This is a genomic window from Bradyrhizobium sp. USDA 376 (assembly GCF_054063675.1).
Window position 1 is genome coordinate 2,912,997 of record NZ_JBSSGN010000001.1, and the last position, 20,765, is coordinate 2,933,761.

The window sequence follows — 20,765 nt, forward strand, 5'->3', positions numbered from 1 at the left end:
GGGTGGGAACGAAGTCGTCCCCGTTGTTCGCGGGCCGGCACAGGTGCCGTAGGGTGGGCAAAGCGAAGCGTGCCCACGCATTTTTGCGATCGAAAGAGATGGTGGGCACGGCGCAAGGGCGCCTTTGCCCACCCTACGGCACCGTATTTGGGAGTGGCCCTACGCCACGCTCTCCAGAAACGCCTCTTCCGCGGCGTGCACGGCATCGGGCGTGCCGACATGCATCCAGACGCCGTCGAGCCGCAGGCCGAACAGCCGCTCCTGCTCGTTGGCGCGGTCGAACACTTTCGTCAGCGAGAACTCGCCCTGCGGCGCGCCGGCGAAGATCGACGGCGAGAGGATCGCCGCGCCGGCATAGACGAACGGAACGACTTCCTTTTCCTTGCGCTTGCGCAGGGCGCCGTCGGGCAGCATGCCGTAATCGCCGCGGCCGCTATAGCCGATGCTGGTCGCGGTCGGCGCCATCAGCAGCAGGATGTCCATGCGGTCAGGGTCGAAGTTTTCGGCAAGGCGCGTCAGATTGGAGCGCACGCCGTCGATCCACAGCGTGTCGGAATTGACGTGGAAGAACGGCGCATTGCCGAGCAGTGGCAGCGCCTTGACCACCCCGCCACCGGTGCCGAGCACCTGGTCGCGCTCGTCCGAGATGGTCACGCGCGGTAGCTGGCGCGATGCGACGTGGTTGATGATCTGGTCCGGCAGGTAGTGCACGTTGACCACCGCCTCGGTCACGCCGGCGCGGCCGAGCTTGTCGAGCACGTGGTCGAGCAGCGGCTGGCCTGCGACCGGCACCATCGGCTTCGGCATCTTGTCCGTCAACGGACGCATGCGCAGGCCGAACCCTGCGGCGAGCACCATGGCTTTGGTCGGCGTGACGGACATCCTTTGCCTTCTCAGAACTCTTCTGTCTCGGACCCACTGGTTTTGCGATTGCAGCAAATCTTAGCACGGGACTGCATCAGCTGCACCGCGTCTCAACCGCCTTAACCACCCGCCGTGACGGTTGTACGACGGGTGTTGCCGTTACGCTCCAACGGCGTTGGAACGCGCCTTTTTCTTCTTGTCGCCGATCTTGAGGAAATTGACGCCGATCTGGTCGCCATTGACCCAGGCCAGTTCGCAGCGCCGGTACGCAAGTCCCGTGGACGACAGCAGGAGAAAGAATTCCTTCAGATGCAGGCCTTCGACCGAACCGTCGATGGTCAGCTTGGCGCCGCTCTCGGAGACGTCCTCCATGGTGCAGTCGCGCCGCCAGGTGCCGTCGATTCCCATCATCTGGGCCGGTATCCCGCGCTCGAAAACAACCCGGCTGTTGCCGCGCTGATCCGTCTTTACCGCCATCTGCCCCGCTCCAGCCCCGTATTTATCCGGCTGCCTCGCCGCCAGAATAGCGACGTCTTGGCTAACAGCCGGTAAATCGAGCCCGAATCAGGCCTTTGGCGGCCCTTGGGGCGGCGGCACGTTGGCGAGATACCAGTCGCGCAAATGACTGAGCGCGGGATGCGCCAGCGAGCGCTGGAGATAGGTCCAGATCCGCGGCTGGTGGCGCAGATAATGCGGCTTGCCGTCGCGGCGGTTGAGCCGGGCGAAGGTGCCGAGCAGACGCGTGTTCCGCTGCGCCGACATGATCGCGTAGAGCTCGGCGAAGCCTGCGGCATCGAAGCTCGCATCATCCGCGCGCCGCGCCTTGATGTAGCGCGACAGCAGCGTCAGCTCGATGTTTTCAGGGACGTCGATGCGGGCGTCCTGAAGCAGCGACACCACGTCGTAGGACTGCGGCCCGAGCACGGTGTCCTGGAAATCGATGACGCCGACGCGCTCGATACCCGAGCGGTCAGCGAGCCAGATCAGATTGGGCGAGTGGTAGTCGCGGATGATCCACGTCTTCGGCGCCGCAAGGGGCTTCCTCAGCAGCTCGCGCCACATTGCAAAAAATTCCGCGCGCTTCTCATCGCTCAGCGGCGCGTTGCGATCGGGCAGATACCATTCCGGCATCAATCCGATTTCGACCAGGAGTGCCTCGGTGTCGAAGACCGGGATGTCGTAGGTCTGCCCGTCGAGCGGCAGCGTCTCCGGCAGCGCCTTGCCGTGCAGCATCGCCAGCACGTCGATCGCGGCCTCGTAGCGCTCGGCGATCGGGCGCGGCGGATCGCCCTCGATGACGCCTTCACTGCCGAAATCTTCGCTGATCAGAAAGCCGTGGTCGAGATCGAAATGATGGATCGCGGGCGCGGAGATTCCTTGCCCCCGGAGGCCCTCGTCGATGGCGACGAACGGCCTCACGTTCTCGGCGAGATGCACCGCGGCGCTGTAGGACTTCCCATTGTAGAGGGCAGCGCCGTCCGGGCGCTGCGGGAAGTTCATGAGGATGACGATCTCATCGTCACGCAGCAGCCGCGCATAGGAGCGCGTCGAGGCATCGCCGGCCATGCGCTTGCGCGTTGCATCCATGTAGCCGGATGCATCGAGGAATTCCCGCAGCGCCTGCAGCCGCGCGACCTGCGCGGCGCCCTTGCCATAGCCGGTGATGTCGGCCGCGCGCGCATTCGAGCCCAGCGCCGGCCGGTGAGTGAGTGCGATGTCGATGCGATCCGCGGGCATGGCCGACGGTGCGCGCTCCGGCCATTCGATCAGAACCAGCGTCGCCTCGGGGAGCGGCGACAGCCCGATCTCCTCGAGCTCGCCCTCGTCCTCGACGCGGTAGAGGTCGGCATGCATCACCGCGAAAGGCGGCAGCTCGTAGCCCTGCACCAGGGTGAAGGTCGGGCTCGGCACTTCCAGCTCGTCGTCGCTGGCGAGGTAGCGGATCAGCGCGCGGGCGGCGGCGGTCTTGCCGGCGCCGAGATCGCCAGTGAGGGTGATGACATCGCCCGGTCCGACCAGCAGGGCGAGATCGGCCATCAGTTGTGCGGTGGCCGTCTCGTTATGAAGCGCGACGGAGAATGTGGTTGGTTCAGTCATTCGGCGGCGTCGCGATGCGCCGCCTGGTCGGTCGGGAAGTCGCAGATCACGACCGTGCCCCGGCCGACGATCGAATCCACCCGCACCTTGCCGCCATGCAGCTCGACGAAGGAGCGCACCAGCGACAGGCCGAGCCCGGCGCCGCGGTGACGCGAGCCCTGCGAGCGGCTTTCGAACCAGTTGAACACCTTGTCCTTCATGTCGGCAGGTATTCCAGGCCCGGAATCTGTCACAGTGAAGACCACACTGCGTTCGGTTCGCCGCGCGCTGATCCCGACGGTGGAATCCTGTGGAGAAAACCCGACGGCGTTGGCGAGGAGGTTATAGAGCACCTGCACCACGCGCTTCTCGTCGCCGATGAAGCTGCCGACATCGGGCGCGATCTCGACCTTGAGGCGGATGCGATCGGTGGCGAGGCGGTCCTGGATGCCCTCGGCCGCGAGCTCGATGGTCTTGCTGACGTCGACGGGGCCGAGTTCCAGCTTCATCGCGCCGGCGTCGATGGTGGCGAGATCGAGAATGTTGTTGGTCAGCGCCAAGAGCGCGTTGGTCGATTTGGTGACGTAGTCGAGATATTCGGCCTGCTTCGGCGTCAGCGGCCCGGTCGAGGGGTCGCTGAGGAAATGCGCGAAGCCGATGATGGTGGTCAGCGGCGAGCGCAGCTCGTAGGAGACGTGGTGGACGAAATCCACCTTCATCTGGTCGGCGGCTTCCAGCGCCTCGTTGCGCTCGCGCAGTGCGCGCTCGACATTCTCGGTGTCGGTGATGTCCTGGAACGTCAGCATGGTCGCGCCGTCATGCAGCGGGCGGATCATGCCGTCGAGCACGCTGCCGTCCTTGCGCTCCAGCTTCAGCGGCACGTCGGCGCGGTTCTCGATCGAGGTGATGGCCTCGCGGATCTGCCGCCAGACCTGCGGGTCGTCGAACAGCTGATGGCACCAGCCTTCGACGGTCTGGATGTGCGGCTCGTCGCGCATAGCATCGCTCGACAGCTTCCACATCCGCACGAAGGCCGGGTTGAACAGCTGCGCCTTGCCGTTGCTGCCGAATACCGCGACGCCCTCGGCGAGGCTGTCCAGCGTCTCGCGCTGGACCCGGATCATGCCGTCGAAGCGGCGGGCCAGCTCGAGGCTCTCGGTGACGTCGTCGAACAGATAGGTGACGCCGCCTTCCGGGTTCGGCGTGGTGACGACGGAGAGCGCGCGGCCGTCGGGCAGGTACCAGGTGTCCTTGGCGGTCTCGACTGCGCGATAGGCCTCGTGCAGCTTGGCCTTCCAGGCGCGGAAGTCCGGCTGCTCCGGCAGCTTGCGCGCGGCGCGGAGCTGGTCGAGCACGCTGGAATCATCGGGATCGGCGTCGAGGAAGGTGCGGTCGAGGTCCCACAGCCGGCGGTAGGAATCGTTGTAGAAGGCGAGACGGCGCTGGCCGTCGAACACGGCAACGCCGGAGGAGAGCTGGTCGAGCGTGCGGCGATGCGCCTCCGCCATCCGCACCAGCGCCGAGCTCAACGCATCCGCCTCGCTGGCATCGATGGCGACGCCGACGCTGCCGCTGCCGACATTGACGGCACGGACGTCGTACATGCGCCGCTCGCCGCCGATCACGATCGGCAGCCGCGAGGTGAAATTGGCCGCGTCCTTCAGCCCCCGCTCCATCGCGGTGCGATCGGCGCTGTCGAGCAGCTCGAGCTTGCGCTCATGGGCGTCGGTGATGCTGGTCGCCTCGGTGGCGCGGACATAGGCCGGATTGGCGTAGGTGAGCGCGCCGTTCTCGGCCTTGGCCCAGATCGGCCACGGCGCGGCGGCGGCGAAGCCGCGCAGCATCTCGGTTTCGTCCGAGAGCGCCTTGTAGCGCAGATGGGTCTCGGCCAGATCGCGCCGGAGTCCGGAGAGTTCGCGAATCCGGACGATGGCCTGGCCGCCGATGGCGCGGCCGATGGCTTCCAGCGTATGGCCATGTGCGGTGGTCAGCGTCAGCTGGAACCCGTCGCCGCGGTCGCGCAGCCCGTCGACGGCATGATCCATTTGCAGCGCGGGTTCCGGCGGCAGCCAGGTTCCGAACGCCAGCACGCGCTGCGGCGAGGAATCGCGCGGCAGCACCATCGAGATGTCGCCGGAGATCTGCGCGCGGTTGTCGCCGGCCGGCCAGGAGATCAGGATCTGCGGCTCGGCGAACAGCAGCGCGCCGAAGCGGTCGGCCTGGAGCTGCAGCTCCCCGATCCGCGCGTGCAGCCGCGCCTCGTTCTTCGCCGTGCGCACGCGCGTGCGCATCAAGAGGATCGCGGCCACGACCGAGAAGCCGAGCAGGGCCAGCGCGGTGGCGAGCACCGCGAGTTCCTGCCGGTTGAAGTCCAGCAATATGGAGAGCGTGTCGACGAGGTCGGCGGCCTCGGCCGGCGCAGCCGGCAGCAGCGCTGCGAAAGCGCCTCCCAACAAGCTGTTGCGCGCCAACGATGTGCACGACAACAGCGTCCGACGCATCGACACGATCACGCCTGACATAGTTGCCCCAAGACCGCACGGATTTACGCGCGGCGACCCCCGCCGCACGCGAATCAAAAGACAATACCCCCACCGCGACTCCACCGGTAAGAGTCCAGATCGTGAACGCAAACGCGGCCCCAAAAAAAGTGCCGCCGCGCGGTTCCAGGCTCACGTAATTCTGCGGGTGATTCGGCTGGAGCTGCCGTACGTTAGTTGACGATGAGATCGGGCGAGAGCGCCACCGCGAAGTAGCTGCGCCCCCTCCCCCGCTCGCGGGGGAGGGTTGGGGAGAGGGTGGTTCCGCAAGCGAGAACCCCAAGAGGATAGAACCCTCACCCGCGCCTTCGGCGCGACCTCTCCCGCAAGCGGGAGAGGTAAGAAACTAGCGGCCGGTGGAACCGAAGCCGCCGGCGCCGCGATCGGTCGCGGACAAGGTCGCCACCGGAATCAGTGCGGCCTGCAGCACCGGTGCGATCACCATCTGCGCGATGCGTTCGCCGCGCTTGATCACGAACGGCACTGCGCCGTGGTTGATCAGGATCACCTTGATCTCGCCGCGGTAGTCGGCGTCGATGGTTCCGGGCGAGTTCAGCACGGTGACGCCGTGCTTGGCGGCAAGTCCCGAACGCGGCCGCACCTGCGCCTCGTGCCCGGGCGGCAGGGCGATCGCAAGGCCGGTCGGCACCAGCGCGTATTGACCGGGCGCGAGCGTCATCGGCTCGGCGTCCGGCACCGCGGCCATCAGGTCGAGGCCGGCAGCCTCCGCCGTCTGATAGGCCGGCAGCGGCAGGCCCTCGGCATGGGCGAGGCGTTGCAGTTCGACGGTGACCTTCGTGCTCAAGATGCGGACTCCAGGGATTTGCCGGTCACGCTTTTTGCGACATGCGCGACGAGCTCGATGGCGACCTGTTCCTTGGTCATCACGGGCCAGGAATCAACTGCGATCTCGCCGTTCTCAGCACCATTCTTGCGGCTGATGAGATGCACCGTGTTGCGATCGCCGCCCATCACGCCGGTGGCGGGCGAGACGTCGTTGGCGACAATCCAGTCACAGCCCTTGCGCGCGAGTTTTGATTTGGCGTTGTCGATGAGGTGCTCGGTCTCGGCGGCGAAGCCGATCACCAGCGGCGGGCGCTTGTCGGCGAGCTTCGAGATTGTGGCGAGGATGTCGGGGTTCTCGACCAGCTGAAGCGGCGGCATGCCGGCCGAGGTCTTCTTCAGCTTCTGCTCGCCCTCGTTGGCGACGCGCCAGTCGGCGACGGCGGCGGCGAAGATCGCGATGTCGGCGGGCAGCGCCGCCTGGACCTGCTCCAGCATCTGCCGTGCCGATTCCACGTGCTTCACGGTGACGCCGGCGGGATCGCCGAGATCGACCGGGCCGCTCACCAGAATCACCTCGGCACCTGCGGCCTGTGCGGCGGCGGCAATGGCAAAGCCCTGCTTGCCGGAGGAGCGGTTGGCGATGTAGCGCACCGGATCGATCGGCTCGTGGGTCGGACCTGCGGTGATCAGCACGCGCTTGCCGGCGAGCGGCTTTGGCACAGGCTGCCGCAGCAGGCGCTCGGCGGCAGTGGCGATCTCGATCGCCTCGGACATGCGGCCGGTTCCGGCTTCGCCGGCCTCGGCCATCTCGCCGGAATTAGGACCGATCAGCACCACGCCGTCGCGCTGGAGTTGCCCGACGTTGCGCCGGGTCGCCACGTTGTTCCACATCAGTGGATTCATCGCCGGCGCCAGCAGGATTTTTCGGTTGGTGGCGAGCAGGATGGCGCTGGCGAGATCGTCGGCGTGGCCGTTCGCCATCTTCGCCAACAGATCGGCCGTTGCGGGCGCCACCACGATCAGGTCGCAGTCGCGCGCGAGACGGATATGGCCGGCGTCGAACTCGCTCTGGGGGTCGAACAGGTCGGTGTAGACGCGCTCATGCGAGAGCGCGCTGACCGCGAGCGGCGTGACGAATTGCTGCGCCGCCTTGGTCAGCACGCAGCGGACCTCGATGCGCCGTTCCTTCAGCCTTCGGATCAGGTCGAGCGACTTATAGGCCGCGATCCCGCCGCCGATGATCAGGGTGACGCTGGCCTCGGGGACGGCGCCGGTGCGCTGAGGCGTAGGAGCGGTGGACGATGCCGGCGGTACCGCAAACGGCGTCAGCGGCTCCTCGCGGCCCTCGATCAGCTCCCGCAGGATGACCCGGACCTCTTCCTCGACCGACCGGTGGTTCTTGGCCGAGCGCAGCCGCAAATAGGTTTTGACGGCGTCGTCGAGCTTGCGGATGGTCAGGCTTGCCATGACGCCCCTCCAGCACGGAATGATAGCGATGCTATCATCCGCATGATTGCAGTGCAATCACAAATTCCGGACGGCGATCAGGATTCCGATGAAGGTCGCGGCGATGATCCAGAGCGCCACGGTGCGCCAGCGGTTCTTGCGGCCCTCGCTGCGGCCCATCGCCGCGATGCTCTCCGGCGATAGCCGCAGGCCCTCCCGCGTCATGGTCTCCAATTGCTCGAGCACCACGACGGAGCGCTGCGCGATGTCGGGCAGGCGCATCAGCACGCGCGCGAGCTCGCCGGTGCCGGACAGCGCGCCCTGCACCTGGCCGATCGGCCCGAGATTGCGTTCGATCCATTCGCGCACCACGGGGTCGGCGACCTTCCAGATGTCGAGCTTGGGATTGAAGCCGCGCGCCACGCCTTCGACCACGACCATGGTCTTCTGCAGCAGGATCAGCTCGGGCCGCGTCGTCATGTCGAACAGGCCGGTGACCTCGAGCAGCAGCGTCAGCAGCCGCGCCATCGAGATCTCTTCGGCGGTGCGGTTGTGAATCGGCTCGCCGATGGCGCGGATCGCTTGCGCAAAATTCTCGACCGAATGATGCGCAGGCACGTAGCCCGCCTCGAAATGCACCTCTGCGACGCGGCGATAGTCGCGGGTGATGAAGCCGAGCAGGATTTCGGCGAGGAAACGCCGTTCCTTCATCCCCAACCGGCCCATGATGCCGAAATCGACCGCGACGAGGCGTCCGGCGTCATCGAGGAACAGATTGCCCGGATGCATGTCGGCGTGGAAGAAGCCGTCGCGCAGCGCGTGGCGCAGGAAACTCTGGATCACCTTGCGGCCGAGATCAGGCAGGTCGACCTGCGCCTCTGCCAGGCGCTTGTGATCGTTCAGTGCGATGCCGTCGATCCACTCCATCGTCAGCACGTTGTGCGTGGTGCGGTCCCAGTCGACGGTCGGCACGCGAAAATCAGGATCGTCGCCTGTGTTCTCCGCCATCTCCGACATTGCAGCCGCTTCAAGCCGCAGGTCCATCTCCATCGCGACCGAGCGCGACATGGTGTTGATGACCTCGATCAGGCGCAGCCGCCGCGCCTCGGCCGAATAAGTCTCGGCCTTGTGCGCGACGTAGAAGAAATCGGAGAGGTCGCGGCGGAATCGCAAGGCCACGTTGGGCCGCAGCACTTTTACGGCGACCGGCTTGCGGATGCCGTCGCGCAAGACTTCGCCGCGATGCACCTGCGCGATCGAGGCTGCCGCGACCGGCGGGCCGAGGCTCGCGAATACGTCCTTCAGCGGCCGCTCCAGCGAGCTCGCGATCGCGGCTTCCGCTTCGGCTTGCGAAAACGGCGGCAAGCGATCCTGGAGGCTTTCCAGATCACGCGCGATGACGACGCCGACGACGTCGGGACGCGTGGCCAGAAACTGCCCGAGCTTGAGATAGGCCGGGCCCATGCGGGTCAGCGCGCGCGTCAGCCGCGGTCCGTGCTTTGGGCCACGCCGCTCGACGAGGCGCGCAAGCTTCAGGGCGAGCTGGCCTGGCGGCGGCACCAGGCTCGGATCGACGGAACCGAACACGCCTTCGCGCGCGAACACGAGCGCGGCGCGGATCAGGCGCGTAATGTGGGTGAAAGCAGAGATCACAAACGCCAGCCCGAATGCAGTGCGACGATGCCGCCGGAGAGTGTCTGCCAGCTCACGCGGGAAAAGCCGGCCTCGCGGATCATGTCGGCGAAGGCGGCAGGCTTCGGAAACTTGCGGATCGATTCGACGAGATATTGGTAGGATTCGGCGTCGCCCGTGACCATGCGGCCGAGCGGCGGGATCACCTTGAACGAGAACAGATCATAGAGCTTGTCGAGGCCGGGCATCTCGACGGTGGAGAACTCCAGGCACAGGAAGCGGCTGCCGGGCCTCAGCACGCGATAGGCCTCGCGCAGCGCAAGGTCGATCCGCGGCACGTTGCGAATGCCGAAGGCGATCGTATATGCGTCGAAGCTGCGGTCGGCGAAGGCGAGCGCCTCGGCATTGCCTTCGACGAAGTCGACTTGGGTCTCGAGATGGCGCTTGGCGGCGCGCTCGCGCCCCACGGCGAGCATGCCGGAATTGATGTCGCAGACCGTGGCGTGGAAGCCGGGGCCGGCCGCCTTGGCGGCACGGAACGAAATGTCGCCGGTGCCGCCGGCGACATCGAGCAGGGCGAACGGCCGGTCGCTCCGCGGCGGGTCCAGCGCGTTGATCATGATGTCCTTCCAGACCCGGTGCAGGCCACCGGACATCAAATCGTTCATCAAATCATAGCGCGACGCCACGCTGTGAAACACATCGTTCACCAGCGTCTGCTTGTCCCCCAGGGGGACGTCCTTGAAGCCAAAATGCGTGGTTTCGCCCGGCCGATCCATTACTCTACTCCACGAGGCGGACCATAGCCTGCCCGCCGCAATGGCGCTATCACACCGCCCTCATAAGGTGAATGCCTGACCATGCCTGAATTGCCCGAAGTCGAGACCGTCCGCCGCGGCCTTCAGCCCGTCATGGAGGGTGCGAAAATCCTCAATGCGGAGGCCCGCCGGCCGGATCTGCGCTTCCCCTTCCAGCCCGATTTCGTGGCCCGGCTCCAGGGGCAGGTCGTCACGGGGCTTGGCCGCCGTGCAAAATATCTCATGGCCGATCTCGCCTCCGGCGACGTGCTGCTGATGCATCTGGGCATGTCGGGCTCGTTCCGCGTCATCAAGCCGGGCAACGATGCGGCTCCCGGCGAGTTTCACTATCCGAAGGGCAAGGATTCAGCGCACGACCACGTGCTGTTTCGGATGTCCTCCGGCGCGGACATCGTGTTCAACGATCCGCGCCGTTTCGGTTACATGAAAGTGATCGCGCGTAACGCGATCGAAGACGAGCCGCTATTGCGCGGGCTCGGCCCCGAGCCGCTCGGCAACGAGTTCGACGCCGCGATGCTGGCACGGTCATGCGAGGGCAAGAAGACGAATCTGAAGGCGGCGCTGCTCGACCAGCGCGTGGTGGCTGGTCTCGGCAACATCTATGTCTGCGAAGCGCTGCACCGCTCGCATCTGTCGCCGCGGCGCATTGCCGCGACACTGTCGACGAAGAAGGGCGAGCCGACGGATCATGCGAAGCGGTTGGTCGGTGCGATCCACACCGTGCTGAACGATGCGATCAAGGCCGGCGGCTCGTCACTGCGCGATCATCGCCAGACCACCGGCGAACTCGGCTATTTCCAGCACTCGTTCAAGGTCTATGACCGCGAAGGCCAGAAATGCACGACGCCGCGCTGCGGCGGCACGGTCAAGCGCTTCACCCAGAACGGCCGCTCCACCTTCTGGTGCCCGAAATGTCAGAAGTGAGCAAAGGTCAAGGCCGCTGCTAGTCGGAGATAGAGAAACCAAGCGACAGTGCGCTCCCTCTCCCGCTTGCGGGAGAGGGCTGGGGTGAGGGTGCATCCGCAGAGAGGCTCCCCGTGGGGAGAGAGCCCTCTCCCGGCGTGCTCGGGACGATGCTTCGCATCTCCCGGTGCGCGCCGACCTCTCCCGCAAGCGGGAGAGGTGAGCAAGCCGCACCGTCTTTTCCTCAAGTGAAAACGCGAAGCGAAGCAATCCGGCCGGGCTGGGGGCCGGATTGCTTCGTCGTTGGGGCCCTTACGGATGGAGAAGGGCCGGCGGTCGTCCGAACTATCGCCCCGCTCAGGACGCCAGGGTCGTGGTCTCGTCTACAGCAAGCTCGGTGGCGCCATGCAGCATGCCGTCCGCAGCCGAGATGTCCTGGTCGATCAGCAGATTGGTCGTGGCTTCGAGCTCGAGCCGGGTCTCGATCCAGCGCCAGAGGCCGCGGATCTCGTCCGCCGATTTGCTGTTCGGCGCGAATTCGCTCACCGCGAGGCCGTTGGCGAGTGAATCCTGGTGGTCGTTTCGCATCACGATCAGCGGACGCGCGAGCACGTCAGCAAGATCGAGCGCCGCTTCCTCGGCGAGCGCGCCCGCGGCATTGTCGATGCGCTGGCCGCGGATCGGTGTCTGGTTCAGCACGAAGCTGTACGGACGCTTCCAGGCGCGCGCGACGCTCAGCGTCGAGACGGTCGCCTCGATGTCGGCGACGCTCGGACGGGCCGGGATCAGGCAGAGATCGGAATGGCGGATCGCGGCGGTGGTGGCGGCGGAAAGGCCGGCCGCGGTGTCGACGATCGCGAGCTGGAGGCCGCTGTCGGCCAGCATCTTCAGGCGCGGCGCGATATCGGCGGCGTGATAGATCGGCTCGACCACGAGATCGTCGGTGGTGCGGCGGCGCTGCCAGTTGGAGAGGGTGCCCTGCGGGTCGGTCTCGATCAGTCGGACGGTGAAGCCGGCCTGCTTGGCCGCCAGCGCGAGGCCGATGGCGAGCGTGCTCTTGCCACTGCCGCCCTTTTGGGTGGCCAGTACGATCGTATGCATTTGAAGATCAATCCTTTGGAGTGCTGGGTCTCGGGATAACGCCACGCGAACGTGCATCGCTTCTCGATGCTGAGCTCTTCTCGCTCAGGACGTGCCCTGCCCGATCCAAAGAGGACCGCGGATGTCCGAATCAACGGTAACGATGATGGCAGAATCGGGAATGCCAGCTAATCCGTACCAATACTGGACCCGTAATTGCGCGTGTGATGTGCTCGCCACCTTGAATAGAAAGGGCAGGCGAGATGAGCGGCAACTGGCGCGACCGGACGGCAACGACCTTTGACTGCCAGAAAATGCCGGCGGTCTCGAGCCGCGGCATGGTGGTCAGCAATCATCCGCTGGCCTCCAGTGCCGGCGCCGAGATGCTGGCCGCCGGCGGCAACGCCATCGATGCCGCGATCGCAACCCTGTTCACGCTGACCGTGGTCGAGCCGATGATGGTCGGCATCATCGGCGGCGGCATGGCGCATATACGTCTGGCTGACGGCAGCCACCGCTTCATCGATGGCCAGAGCACGGTCCCATCGGCGGTGCGCGACACCACCTACACCTCGAAGCCCGGCTCGGCGCATGACGTGTTCGACACCGTCGGCAATGAGAACCTCAACGGCCCGAAAGCAGTTGCCACGCCGGGCTCGCTGAAGGCCTGGTGCGAGACGCTGCGCCGGTTCGGCAGCATGTCGCTGGCCGACGTCATGCAGCCCGCGATCAAGCACGCGGCGCGCGGCTATGCGGCGACGCCCTACTTGCACGAATGCGTCAGCGAGTGCGCCGCCGAGATGCGGAAGGACAAGCCGATCGCGGCGATCTTCTTGCCGAATGACGAGCCGCTGAAGGTCGGCGAGCGCGTGGTGCAATCAGAATATGCCGAGACGCTGCGCTACATCGCCGATCACGGCGAGACGGCGCTCTACGAGGGACCGCTCGGCGACATCCTCGCCGACTACATGGAGAAAGCCGGCGGCTTCATCCGCCGCAACGATCTCACGAACTACAGGACGGTCGAGCGGCAGCCGATCCGTGCGGACTATCGCGGCTGGACCATTTTGGGGCCGCCGCCGCCGGCTGCGTCCGGCGTGCATATCGCGCAGATGCTGAACATTTTGGAGGGCTACGACATCGAAGCTCTCGGCTTCGGCACATCAGAGATGATCCACTATCTCGCCGAGGTCCTGAAGATCGCCTTCGCCGATCGCGCTGCGGCCAGCGGCGACCCTGATTATGTCGGAGTGCCCGTGGAGAAGCTGACGTCGAAAGCCTATGCCGAGGAACGCCGCCGTGCGATCGATCCGGCCCGGGCGCAGGCCTGGGGTGCCGGCGTGTCCCAGCTCGAAGGCGCGCACACCACGCACATGACGGCGGCGGATAGCTTCGGCAACGTGGTCGCGACCACGCAGACCATAAACAATCTGTTCGGCGCCAAGATCATGATCCCGGGCCTCGGCGCCATCGCCAACAACTACATGAACCTGTTCGATCCGCGTCCCGGGCACGCGCTGTCGCTGGCGCCGGGCAAGCGTGTGACGACCTCAATGTCGCCGATGATGGCGCTGCGTGACGGCAAGCTGCGCTACGCGCTCGGGCTGCCCGGCGGAAAGCGCATCTTCCCGAGCGCGCTGCAGGCGCTGGTCAATCTGATCGACCACGGCATGAGCCTGCAGGAAGCGGTCGAGGCGCCCAGGGTCTGGACCGAGGGCAATGCGCTCGAGGTCGAGCAGAAGGTGCCGGAGGGCGTGCGGGTGAAGCTCGCGGCGCTCGGCCACAAGGTGCAGCCCGTCGCAACGGTCGCCGGCGGCATGAATGCGATCGCATTCCACGACGACGGCACCATGACCGGCGCCGCCTGCTGGCGCGCGGACGGCACGCCGGTGGGGATTTCGGGAGGGCTGGCGAAGGCCGGGGTGAGGTTCAGGCTGAGCTAGGTCCTGATGGAGTTCGCTTAGCTAACCGCGGGCTCCACCTCTCCCGCTTGTGGGAGAGGTCGGCGCGTAGCGCCGGGTGACGGCTCTGTCCTCTGGGGGAGTCTCGTTTGTCGAGGCACCCTCTCCCCAACCCTCTCCCGCAAGCGGGAGAGGGAGCGCACCGTCCGCGCCCGCCCTATTTCCGCACGCAGATCACGCGTACGACGGCGGCTTTCGCATCCGCCGATGTGCCGTTCGCGGCAACGCCATTCGCCTTCAGGAAATTGCGCGCCGTTTCCGCCGAGATCATCACCGCCTGCGACGCCGGCACCGCTGTCGCGGGGCCCGCGACCATTGCCGGCTTCAGCAGCGCGACGCCGGCGAACTTGCCGTCGCCATCGATCGCCGGACCACCGGAAAAGCCGACCGCCGGTGGCGGTGAGAGCGCGGAATCGCTCGATGTGACCGGCGCGAGTGTGCCCTTGGCGCTCGACACGCCGGCCGCGCCGCCCTGGCTCTGCGGATCGGCGATGCCGATGACATCGACATTGGTCTTCGCCGTTCCGCCAGCGAGGCTGAGCGGCTTGAGGCCGCGCGCGCCGTAGATATGCAGCAGCGCCAGATCGTGCTCCTTGTCTTCGGCGAGACGGTCGGCGCTGCCGAAGCCTGCGATGGTGATCGCAAGGCAACTGTCAGTGACGAGGCGGTCGGCCAGAATCGCGCCGTCGTCGCTGACGACGATGCCGGTGCCGTATTCGACATTCTTGCGCGGCGGCGGTCCGGCCATCGGGGTCGACGGAAACGCGTTGAATGCGCTCGACATCGCGATCACGACCGGCTCGACCGTATTCTCCATCGCCTGGTCGTAGAGGATCGTCATGATGCGGACCTCGTCGCCCCTGAAGGTGCCGCGCACGTAGAATTTCTTCAGACCCTGCAAGCCCGACAGCACGAAGAAGTCGGGCTTCACCACGGTGTAGTCGACCTTGCGCCCCGCGGGCTCCTTCTTTTCGGCCTCCGCGAGCTTTGCCGTGGTCGGATTCGCCTCCTTGCGGCGGCTGAGCAGCACCTGCACGGTTCCGGTCGGCGAGGTCCATTTCGAGCCGTTGGCGTCGCTCGCCTGTTGCGGCACCAGCTTTGAGGGAATGCCGAGCCGCGCACCGCTGGTCGGCTCCATCACGATCTTCCAGCCGACGCTGTCCTGCTTCCGCCGCGCCGTCTCGGCGAGCGCGGCGCGCTCCTGCGGATTGAGCACGCCGGTCGGCTTGCCGCCCTTGGCTTTCTGGTATTCCTTGATGGCGTTGACCATGCGCTCGCTGACGTCGCCGGTGATGGCGCCGTTATATTGGCCGACCCAGGCGAGGTCGGACTGCAGCGACAGGCGCTCGGCCTGCGCCATGGCATCGGCCGTTTCCGACGCCGTCTGGACTGCTGGCGGGCGGACTGGAACGGTCTGGACCGGTTTCGGCTTGGTGCCGGGGACCTGCGGCGCCGTCATCTGGGCGTTCGCGCCCGTGGCGGAAGCCAACATCAGTGTTGCCGCAAGCATCGATCTCATGACAAATCCAGCCAGCCCATTGAACGCAATGCCATTCAAGCACATCTCGTTGGTCGCGAACATTGTTGCGGTGGTTCAGGCCGGTGAGAGCGGCCGCGAACTCAAGTCCTCATCCTGAGGAGCGGCCCGAAGGCCGCGTCTCGAAGGATGGCCACAGGCGAGATCGGGGCCTTCATGGTTCGAGACGGCGCTTTGCGCCTCCTCACCATGAGGGTTGAGAGGAACGTACGACGATGCTGAGCCCGGACGAACTCGAACGCTATGCCCGCCATATCGTGCTGCGCGATGTCGGAGGTCCCGGCCAGGCTGCGCTGAAGCGTGCTTCCGTGCTGGTGGTCGGCGCCGGCGGGCTCGGTGCGCCCGCTCTGATGTATCTGGCCGCCGCCGGCGTAGGCACGCTTGGCGTGGTCGATGACGACGTGGTGTCGCTGTCCAACCTGCAGCGCCAGGTGATCCACACGACGCCCGATATCGGCCGGCACAAGGTCGAGAGCGCCGCCGAGCGGATCGCCGCGCTCAATCCGCATGTCCGTTTCGTCGGCCACGCCACCTGGCTCAACGCCGACAACGCGCTCAGCCTGATCGGCGGCTACGATCTCGTGCTCGACGGCTCCGACAATTTCTCGACGCGCTATCTCGTCTCGGATGCCTGCTTCTTCGCGCAGCGGCCGCTGATCACGGCGGCGCTCGGCACCTTCGACGGCTCGCTCACCACCATCCGCGCGCATGAGACGAATGAGCAGGGCGAATTCAATCCGACCTATCGCTGCCTGTTCCCGGAGGCGCCGCCGCCGGGCACCGTGCCTGCCTGTGCGGAAGCGGGCGTCATGGGCGCGCTCGCCGGCGTGCTCGGCTCGATGATGGCGCTGGAGGCGATCCGCGAGATCGTCGGCTTTGGCGACGGCCTCGTCGGCCGCCTCCTGATGATCGATGCACGTGCGATGCGCTTCGAGACGTTGCGCTATGCCCGCGATCCGGCCAATCCGCTCAATGGCGACGGGCCTGTGATGACCGACCTCAGCGCCCATCGCACCTGATTGCGACGGTTACGTCGTCGCCGGTTTCTCGCTGTCGAGATGCGCCATCTGCTCGGCCGCGTAACGCGTGCCGGCGGCGACATTCGGCGGGAAGGCTTTTGCCAGCGCCGCAAGATGCGCCTGCGTCAGCGTCACCTTGGTTGCGCCCAGTGCTTCGCTGAGACGGGTGCGCGTGCGCGCACCGATCAGCGGCACGATCTCCCGGCCCTGCGCCGCCACCCAGGCGATCGCGACCTGCGCCGGCGTGGCGCCGACCTCGCCGGCGATGGCGCGCAGCTGCTCCACCAGCGCGAGATTGGCATCGAGGTTCGCGCCCTGGAAGCGCGGCGTCATCAGCCGGTAGTCGCGGCCGGCCTTGCCTGACTCCTTCGACCAATGGCCGCTGATCAGCCCGCGCGCCAGCACGCCATAGGCGGTGATGGCGATGCCGAGCTCGCGGCAGGTCTTCAAAATGTCGCGCTCGATGCCGCGCTCGATCAGCGAATATTCGATCTGGAGATCGGCGATCGGATGCACCGCATGCGCGCGGCGGATGGTGTCGGAGCCGACCTCGGAGAGGCCGATATGCCTGATGTAGCCGGCCTTCACGAGATCGGCGATACCGCCAATCGTCTCCTCGATGGGAACGTTGGGATCGAGCCGCGCCGGGCGGTAGACGTCGATGTAGTCGGTGCCGAGCCGCTGCAGCGAATAAGCGAGGAAGTTTTTGGTCGCGGCCGGCCTTGTGTCCATGCCGGCGAATTCGCCGGCGGGACCGCGCAGCGCGCCGTACTTGACGCTGAGCTGCACTTTTTCGCGCGGCACATCCTTCAAGGCCTCGCGGACCAGCATCTCGTTGTGGCCCATCGCGTAGAAGTCACCGGTGTCGAGCAGCGTGATACCGGCGTCGAGTGCGGCATGCACCGTGGCGACGGCTTCGCCGCGATCGGCCGGGCCGTAGACCTCGGACATGCCCATGCAGCCGAGCCCGAGGGCGGAGACGGTCGGGCCGGTTGAACCGAGTTTGCGCTGTTCCATGATGGCTCTCCAAAAAAGGCGGCGGATGGCGCCGCGTGACGACGCCAGATATGCGCTTGGCCGATTACGCCGATAAGCTGGACAATCCAGAATGGCTTGTTCACATTAGCGAACAATGGCCGACCCTGACCTGCGCGATCTCGATGCCTTCGTGGCAGTCGCCCGCACCCGCAATTTCCGGCGTGCGGCGGTCGAGATGCGCGTGTCCGTATCGAGCCTGAGCCAGCGACTACGGGACCTGGAGGAGCGCCTCGGCGTCCGTCTGATGAACCGCACCACCCGCAGCGTCGCGTTGACCGAGGCGGGCGAGCTGCTGCTGTCGCGCGTCGCCCCGGCGCTGCGCGATGTCGGTGATGCCCTGGATCAGGTGCGGGGCCTGCGCGAGGTCGCCTCGGGCCGCCTGCGCATCAATGCGCCGCCGCCGGCGGTCGATCTGGTGCTGGCGCCAATGGTGGGGCCGTTCCTTGGCCAGCATCCGCAGGTCGATCTCGATATCGTTTCCGAGAGCGGTTTCGTCGACATCGTCAGTGGGGGTTACGACGCCGGCGTGCGTTATGGCGAGCATCTCGCGCAGGACATGGTGGCGGTCCCGCTGAGCGGCCCGCAGAGTTACGTCGTCGTCGCTTCGCCCGACTACATCGCGCGCCGCGGCACGCCGCTTCATCCGAAGGATCTGCTCGAGCATGATTGCATTCGCGCCCGCTACTCGAGCGGCGTCATGCATGATCTGGAGTTCGAGAAGGCCGGCCAAATCGTGAAGGTGGATCCGCCGGCAAAGCTGATCTCGACCAATATGAACCTTGCGATGCGCGCGGCGCTCGACGGCGCCGGTGTCTGGGCGACACTCGATGGCTATGTCGGCGATGCCTTGAGGTCCGGGGCGCTGGTCAGCCTGATGGAAGATTGGTGCGAGCCGTTTCCCGGCCCGTTTCTGTATTACCCGAGCCGCCGCCAGACGCCGCCGGCGCTACGCGCCTTCATCGATTTCGTCGCCGACTGGCGCAGGCGAAACACGTCGAGGTCTTAGACCCTCATGGTGAGGAGGCGCGAAGCGCCGTCTCGAACCATGAAGGCCCGGCTTGTCGCCCGTGGCCATCCTTCGAGACGCCGCTTCGCGGCTCCTCAGGATGAGGACGGAGGGTTTGTCGCGCAGCCGGTTGGAAACCTCAGAGCATGCTCGGCAGCACGCGGTCCGGCGGCTTGTGGGCGTCGAGGAAGGTGCGGATGTTGATGATCACCTTCTCGCCCATGTCGACACGGCCCTCAATGGTAGCCGAGCCCATATGTGGCAGCAGCGTCACCTTGCCGGCCTTGGCGAGCCGCACCAGCTTCGGATTGACCGCCGGCTCGTGCTCGTAGACGTCGAGGCCGGCGCCGCCGATCTCGCCGCCCTCGATCAGCTTGATCAGCGTGTCCTCGTCGGTGACCTCGCCGCGCGCGGTGTTGACGATATAGGCGTCTTTTCGAATCAGCTTCAGCCGCCGCGCCGAGAGCAGATGGTAGGTCGCCGGCGTGTGCGGACAGTTCACCGAGATGATGTCCATCCGCGCCAGCATCTGGTCGAGGCTCTCCCAATAGGTCGCGCCAAGCTCTTCCGCGATCTTCGGCGCCACGGGGCGGCGGTTGTGATAGTGGATCTGCAGGCCGAAGGCGCGGGCGCGGCGGGCGACAGCCTGGCCGATGCGGCCCATGCCGACGATGCCGAGGCGTTTTCCCCCGATGCGGTGGCCGAGCATCCAGGTCGGCGACCAGCCCGGCCAGGGTTTCCCCTCCGTCAGGATCGAGGCGCCTTCGATCATCCGGCGGGGCACGGCAAGGATCAGCGCCATGGTCATGTCGGCGGTATCTTCGGTCAGAACCTTCGGCGTGTTGGTGACGGTGATGCCGCGGGCATGCGCGGCCTCGACGTCGATATTGTCGACGCCGTTGCCGAAATTGGCGATCAGACGCAGCTTGCAGTCGGGCTGGTTCACGACGTCGGCGGTGATGTGGTCGGTCACGGTCGGAACCAGCACGTCGGCGGTCCGCGCGGCTTCCGCGATCTGCTCGGGCGACATCGGCGTATCGTCGAGATTGATCCGCGCGTCGAACAGCTCGCGCATCCGCGTCTCGATCGAATCCGGAAGCTTGCGCGTCACCACGACGAGGGGCTTTTTCTTCACCGACATGTCCTGCTCTCATGAGGCGCCGCACGCCGCCTCTGTCGCCAAAGGCCGGTCGTTGAGGCCTCATTAACCCGGTTGTTCGACACTGCCCTTGCCGTGTCGTCCCCGGCGTTTCCTTCAAGCTCTCCCGATATTTCCGGCCGGAAAATCGGGGCAAACTGGTTGTTCAAGTGCCCGTCCTCTCTAGCAGAAGGCCGGGCCAAGACAAGAACCACGGGTCAAGGCTTGGCGGAACACCCGCGTGGGGCGGGTCAGGGACCGACAGGGCAGGGTTTTTGCAGTTTGGGGTGAGGGTTCGGCGCGGCCGGATCCTCGACAGGAGACGGGTTGATGGCGTTGGGGCGTTTTTGTTCGGTGATGGCGCTCGTTTGTACCTGGTTGAGCGCCTCGGTCGCCCCCTCGCATTCGGCGAAGGACAACACGCCGCAGACCGCCAGCGGCTTACCCGTGCCGCGCTATGTCAGTCTCAAGTCCGATCACGTCAACGTCCGCGCCGGTCCGACCAAGGACAATGACGTGGCCTGGGTCTATACCCGTGCCGGCCTGCCGGTCGAAATCACCGCCGAGTTCGAGAACTGGCGCCGGGTGCGCGATTCCGAGGGCGCCGAGGGCTGGGTCTATCACTCACTGCTGTCAGGCCGCCGCACTGCGGTCGTCACCATGAAGCACAAGGACGACCTCGCGCCGATCTACGACCGGGCCGATCCCGACAGCGCGGTTGCGGCCAGGCTCCAGGCCGGTGTCGTCACGCAGGTGAAGAAGTGCACTGCAAACTGGTGCCGCGTCACCGGCAACGGCTTTGACGGCTGGATCCAGCAGGAACGCCTCTGGGGCGTGTACTCGGACGAGCAGGTGAATTGACCCGAAGGGTCATCCCGGGATGGCGCGAAGCGCCGGACCCGGGATCTCGAGATTCCGGGT

Annotated in this window: 17 protein-coding genes; 5 read left to right on the forward strand and 12 right to left on the reverse strand. The window is 66.2% G+C overall.

Going from position 1 to position 20,765, the window contains the following annotated elements; genetic code table 11:
* Positions 1 to 159: 159 nt before the first annotated feature.
* From ACVJ19_RS13740 to ubiE, 8 genes are all read right to left on the reverse strand, one after another.
* A complete protein-coding gene (locus tag ACVJ19_RS13740) occupies positions 160 to 882 on the reverse strand; it encodes a nucleotidyltransferase family protein (RefSeq protein ID WP_453948684.1) in 723 nt (240 codons plus the stop codon).
* A gap of 141 nt (positions 883 to 1,023) precedes the next feature.
* Positions 1,024 to 1,341, reverse strand: coding sequence for a PilZ domain-containing protein (locus ACVJ19_RS13745; protein ID WP_453948683.1), 318 nt, complete (start codon positions 1,339 to 1,341; stop codon positions 1,024 to 1,026).
* A gap of 87 nt (positions 1,342 to 1,428) precedes the next feature.
* A complete protein-coding gene (tsaE, locus tag ACVJ19_RS13750; RefSeq protein ID WP_453948682.1) occupies positions 1,429 to 2,961 on the reverse strand; it encodes a tRNA (adenosine(37)-N6)-threonylcarbamoyltransferase complex ATPase subunit type 1 TsaE in 1,533 nt (510 codons plus the stop codon).
* On the reverse strand, positions 2,958 to 5,462 hold the full coding sequence (locus tag ACVJ19_RS13755) for an ATP-binding protein (protein WP_453948681.1): 2,505 nt from the start codon (positions 5,460 to 5,462) through the stop codon (positions 2,958 to 2,960). The genes tsaE and ACVJ19_RS13755 overlap by 4 nt, the downstream gene beginning before the upstream one ends.
* 364 nt (positions 5,463 to 5,826) lie before the next feature.
* Positions 5,827 to 6,285: a dUTP diphosphatase gene (gene dut / locus ACVJ19_RS13760; protein ID WP_453948680.1), complete on the reverse strand. Its 459-nt coding sequence runs from the start codon at positions 6,283 to 6,285 to the stop codon at positions 5,827 to 5,829.
* On the reverse strand, positions 6,282 to 7,733 hold the full coding sequence (coaBC, locus tag ACVJ19_RS13765; RefSeq protein ID WP_453948679.1) for a bifunctional phosphopantothenoylcysteine decarboxylase/phosphopantothenate--cysteine ligase CoaBC: 1,452 nt from the start codon (positions 7,731 to 7,733) through the stop codon (positions 6,282 to 6,284). The genes dut and coaBC overlap by 4 nt, the downstream gene beginning before the upstream one ends.
* Positions 7,734 to 7,790: 57 nt before the next feature.
* Positions 7,791 to 9,365: a 2-polyprenylphenol 6-hydroxylase gene (gene ubiB / locus ACVJ19_RS13770; RefSeq protein WP_453948678.1), complete on the reverse strand. Its 1,575-nt coding sequence runs from the start codon at positions 9,363 to 9,365 to the stop codon at positions 7,791 to 7,793.
* Positions 9,362 to 10,123 carry a bifunctional demethylmenaquinone methyltransferase/2-methoxy-6-polyprenyl-1,4-benzoquinol methylase UbiE gene (gene ubiE / locus ACVJ19_RS13775; protein WP_453948677.1) on the reverse strand — a complete coding sequence of 254 codons (762 nt, stop codon included), beginning with the start codon at positions 10,121 to 10,123 and terminating at the stop codon, positions 9,362 to 9,364. Before ubiE ends, ubiB begins: the two co-directional genes overlap by 4 nt.
* Before the next feature lie 81 nt (positions 10,124 to 10,204).
* Here ubiE and mutM point away from each other — a divergent pair, with 81 nt between their 5' ends.
* Positions 10,205 to 11,086 carry a bifunctional DNA-formamidopyrimidine glycosylase/DNA-(apurinic or apyrimidinic site) lyase gene (gene mutM / locus ACVJ19_RS13780; RefSeq protein WP_453948676.1) on the forward strand — a complete coding sequence of 294 codons (882 nt, stop codon included), beginning with the start codon at positions 10,205 to 10,207 and terminating at the stop codon, positions 11,084 to 11,086.
* A gap of 336 nt (positions 11,087 to 11,422) precedes the next feature.
* Here the strand turns inward: mutM and ACVJ19_RS13785 are convergent, their stop codons facing one another.
* On the reverse strand, positions 11,423 to 12,166 hold the full coding sequence (locus ACVJ19_RS13785) for a nucleotide-binding protein (protein WP_453948675.1): 744 nt from the start codon (positions 12,164 to 12,166) through the stop codon (positions 11,423 to 11,425).
* A 242-nt stretch (positions 12,167 to 12,408) separates the two neighbouring features.
* Between ACVJ19_RS13785 and ggt the strand changes: the two genes are divergently transcribed.
* A complete protein-coding gene (gene ggt / locus ACVJ19_RS13790; RefSeq protein WP_453948674.1) occupies positions 12,409 to 14,088 on the forward strand; it encodes a gamma-glutamyltransferase in 1,680 nt (559 codons plus the stop codon).
* A gap of 175 nt (positions 14,089 to 14,263) precedes the next feature.
* Here ggt and ACVJ19_RS13795 read toward each other — a convergent pair whose 3' ends face one another.
* Positions 14,264 to 15,625, reverse strand: coding sequence for a serine protease (locus ACVJ19_RS13795; RefSeq protein ID WP_453948673.1), 1,362 nt, complete (start codon positions 15,623 to 15,625; stop codon positions 14,264 to 14,266).
* Positions 15,626 to 15,858: 233 nt separating this feature from the next.
* On the opposite strand from ACVJ19_RS13795, the gene ACVJ19_RS13800 reads away from it, so the two are divergent.
* On the forward strand, positions 15,859 to 16,662 hold the full coding sequence (locus ACVJ19_RS13800) for a HesA/MoeB/ThiF family protein (RefSeq protein ID WP_453948672.1): 804 nt from the start codon (positions 15,859 to 15,861) through the stop codon (positions 16,660 to 16,662).
* Between the two features lie 9 nt (positions 16,663 to 16,671).
* Here the strand turns inward: ACVJ19_RS13800 and ACVJ19_RS13805 are convergent, their stop codons facing one another.
* Positions 16,672 to 17,679 (reverse strand): aldo/keto reductase, encoded by a 1,008-nt coding sequence (locus ACVJ19_RS13805; protein ID WP_453948671.1) that lies wholly within the window; start codon positions 17,677 to 17,679, stop codon positions 16,672 to 16,674.
* 115 nt (positions 17,680 to 17,794) lie between these two features.
* On the opposite strand from ACVJ19_RS13805, the gene ACVJ19_RS13810 reads away from it, so the two are divergent.
* Positions 17,795 to 18,706, forward strand: a complete 912-nt coding sequence (locus ACVJ19_RS13810; RefSeq protein WP_453948670.1) for a LysR family transcriptional regulator — start codon at positions 17,795 to 17,797, stop codon at positions 18,704 to 18,706.
* 139 nt (positions 18,707 to 18,845) lie between these two features.
* Here ACVJ19_RS13810 and ACVJ19_RS13815 read toward each other — a convergent pair whose 3' ends face one another.
* A complete protein-coding gene (locus ACVJ19_RS13815) occupies positions 18,846 to 19,847 on the reverse strand; it encodes a 2-hydroxyacid dehydrogenase (RefSeq protein WP_453948669.1) in 1,002 nt (333 codons plus the stop codon).
* Positions 19,848 to 20,174: 327 nt separating this feature from the next.
* Here ACVJ19_RS13815 and ACVJ19_RS13820 point away from each other — a divergent pair, with 327 nt between their 5' ends.
* Positions 20,175 to 20,705, forward strand: a complete 531-nt coding sequence (locus ACVJ19_RS13820; protein WP_453948668.1) for an SH3 domain-containing protein — start codon at positions 20,175 to 20,177, stop codon at positions 20,703 to 20,705.
* Positions 20,706 to 20,765: the final 60 nt, after the last annotated feature.

Bases quoted from the DNA above. Each gene is read 5' to 3' on its own strand.
- ACVJ19_RS13740 (WP_453948684.1), bottom strand. From the start codon at position 882: ATGTCCGTCACGCCGACCAAAGCCATGGTGCTCGCCGCAGGGTTCGGC.
- ACVJ19_RS13745 (WP_453948683.1), bottom strand. From the start codon at position 1,341: ATGGCGGTAAAGACGGATCAGCGCGGCAACAGCCGGGTTGTTTTCGAG.
- tsaE (WP_453948682.1), bottom strand. From the start codon at position 2,961: ATGACTGAACCAACCACATTCTCCGTCGCGCTTCATAACGAGACGGCC.
- ACVJ19_RS13755 (WP_453948681.1), bottom strand. From the start codon at position 5,462: ATGTCAGGCGTGATCGTGTCGATGCGTCGGACGCTGTTGTCGTGCACA.
- coaBC (WP_453948679.1), bottom strand. From the start codon at position 7,733: ATGGCAAGCCTGACCATCCGCAAGCTCGACGACGCCGTCAAAACCTAT.
- ubiE (WP_453948677.1), bottom strand. From the start codon at position 10,123: ATGGATCGGCCGGGCGAAACCACGCATTTTGGCTTCAAGGACGTCCCC.
- mutM (WP_453948676.1), top strand. From the start codon at position 10,205: ATGCCTGAATTGCCCGAAGTCGAGACCGTCCGCCGCGGCCTTCAGCCC.
- ACVJ19_RS13785 (WP_453948675.1), bottom strand. From the start codon at position 12,166: ATGCATACGATCGTACTGGCCACCCAAAAGGGCGGCAGTGGCAAGAGC.
- ggt (WP_453948674.1), top strand. From the start codon at position 12,409: ATGAGCGGCAACTGGCGCGACCGGACGGCAACGACCTTTGACTGCCAG.
- ACVJ19_RS13795 (WP_453948673.1), bottom strand. From the start codon at position 15,625: ATGAGATCGATGCTTGCGGCAACACTGATGTTGGCTTCCGCCACGGGC.
- ACVJ19_RS13800 (WP_453948672.1), top strand. From the start codon at position 15,859: ATGCTGAGCCCGGACGAACTCGAACGCTATGCCCGCCATATCGTGCTG.
- ACVJ19_RS13805 (WP_453948671.1), bottom strand. From the start codon at position 17,679: ATGGAACAGCGCAAACTCGGTTCAACCGGCCCGACCGTCTCCGCCCTC.
- ACVJ19_RS13810 (WP_453948670.1), top strand. From the start codon at position 17,795: ATGGCCGACCCTGACCTGCGCGATCTCGATGCCTTCGTGGCAGTCGCC.
- ACVJ19_RS13815 (WP_453948669.1), bottom strand. From the start codon at position 19,847: ATGTCGGTGAAGAAAAAGCCCCTCGTCGTGGTGACGCGCAAGCTTCCG.
- ACVJ19_RS13820 (WP_453948668.1), top strand. From the start codon at position 20,175: ATGGCGTTGGGGCGTTTTTGTTCGGTGATGGCGCTCGTTTGTACCTGG.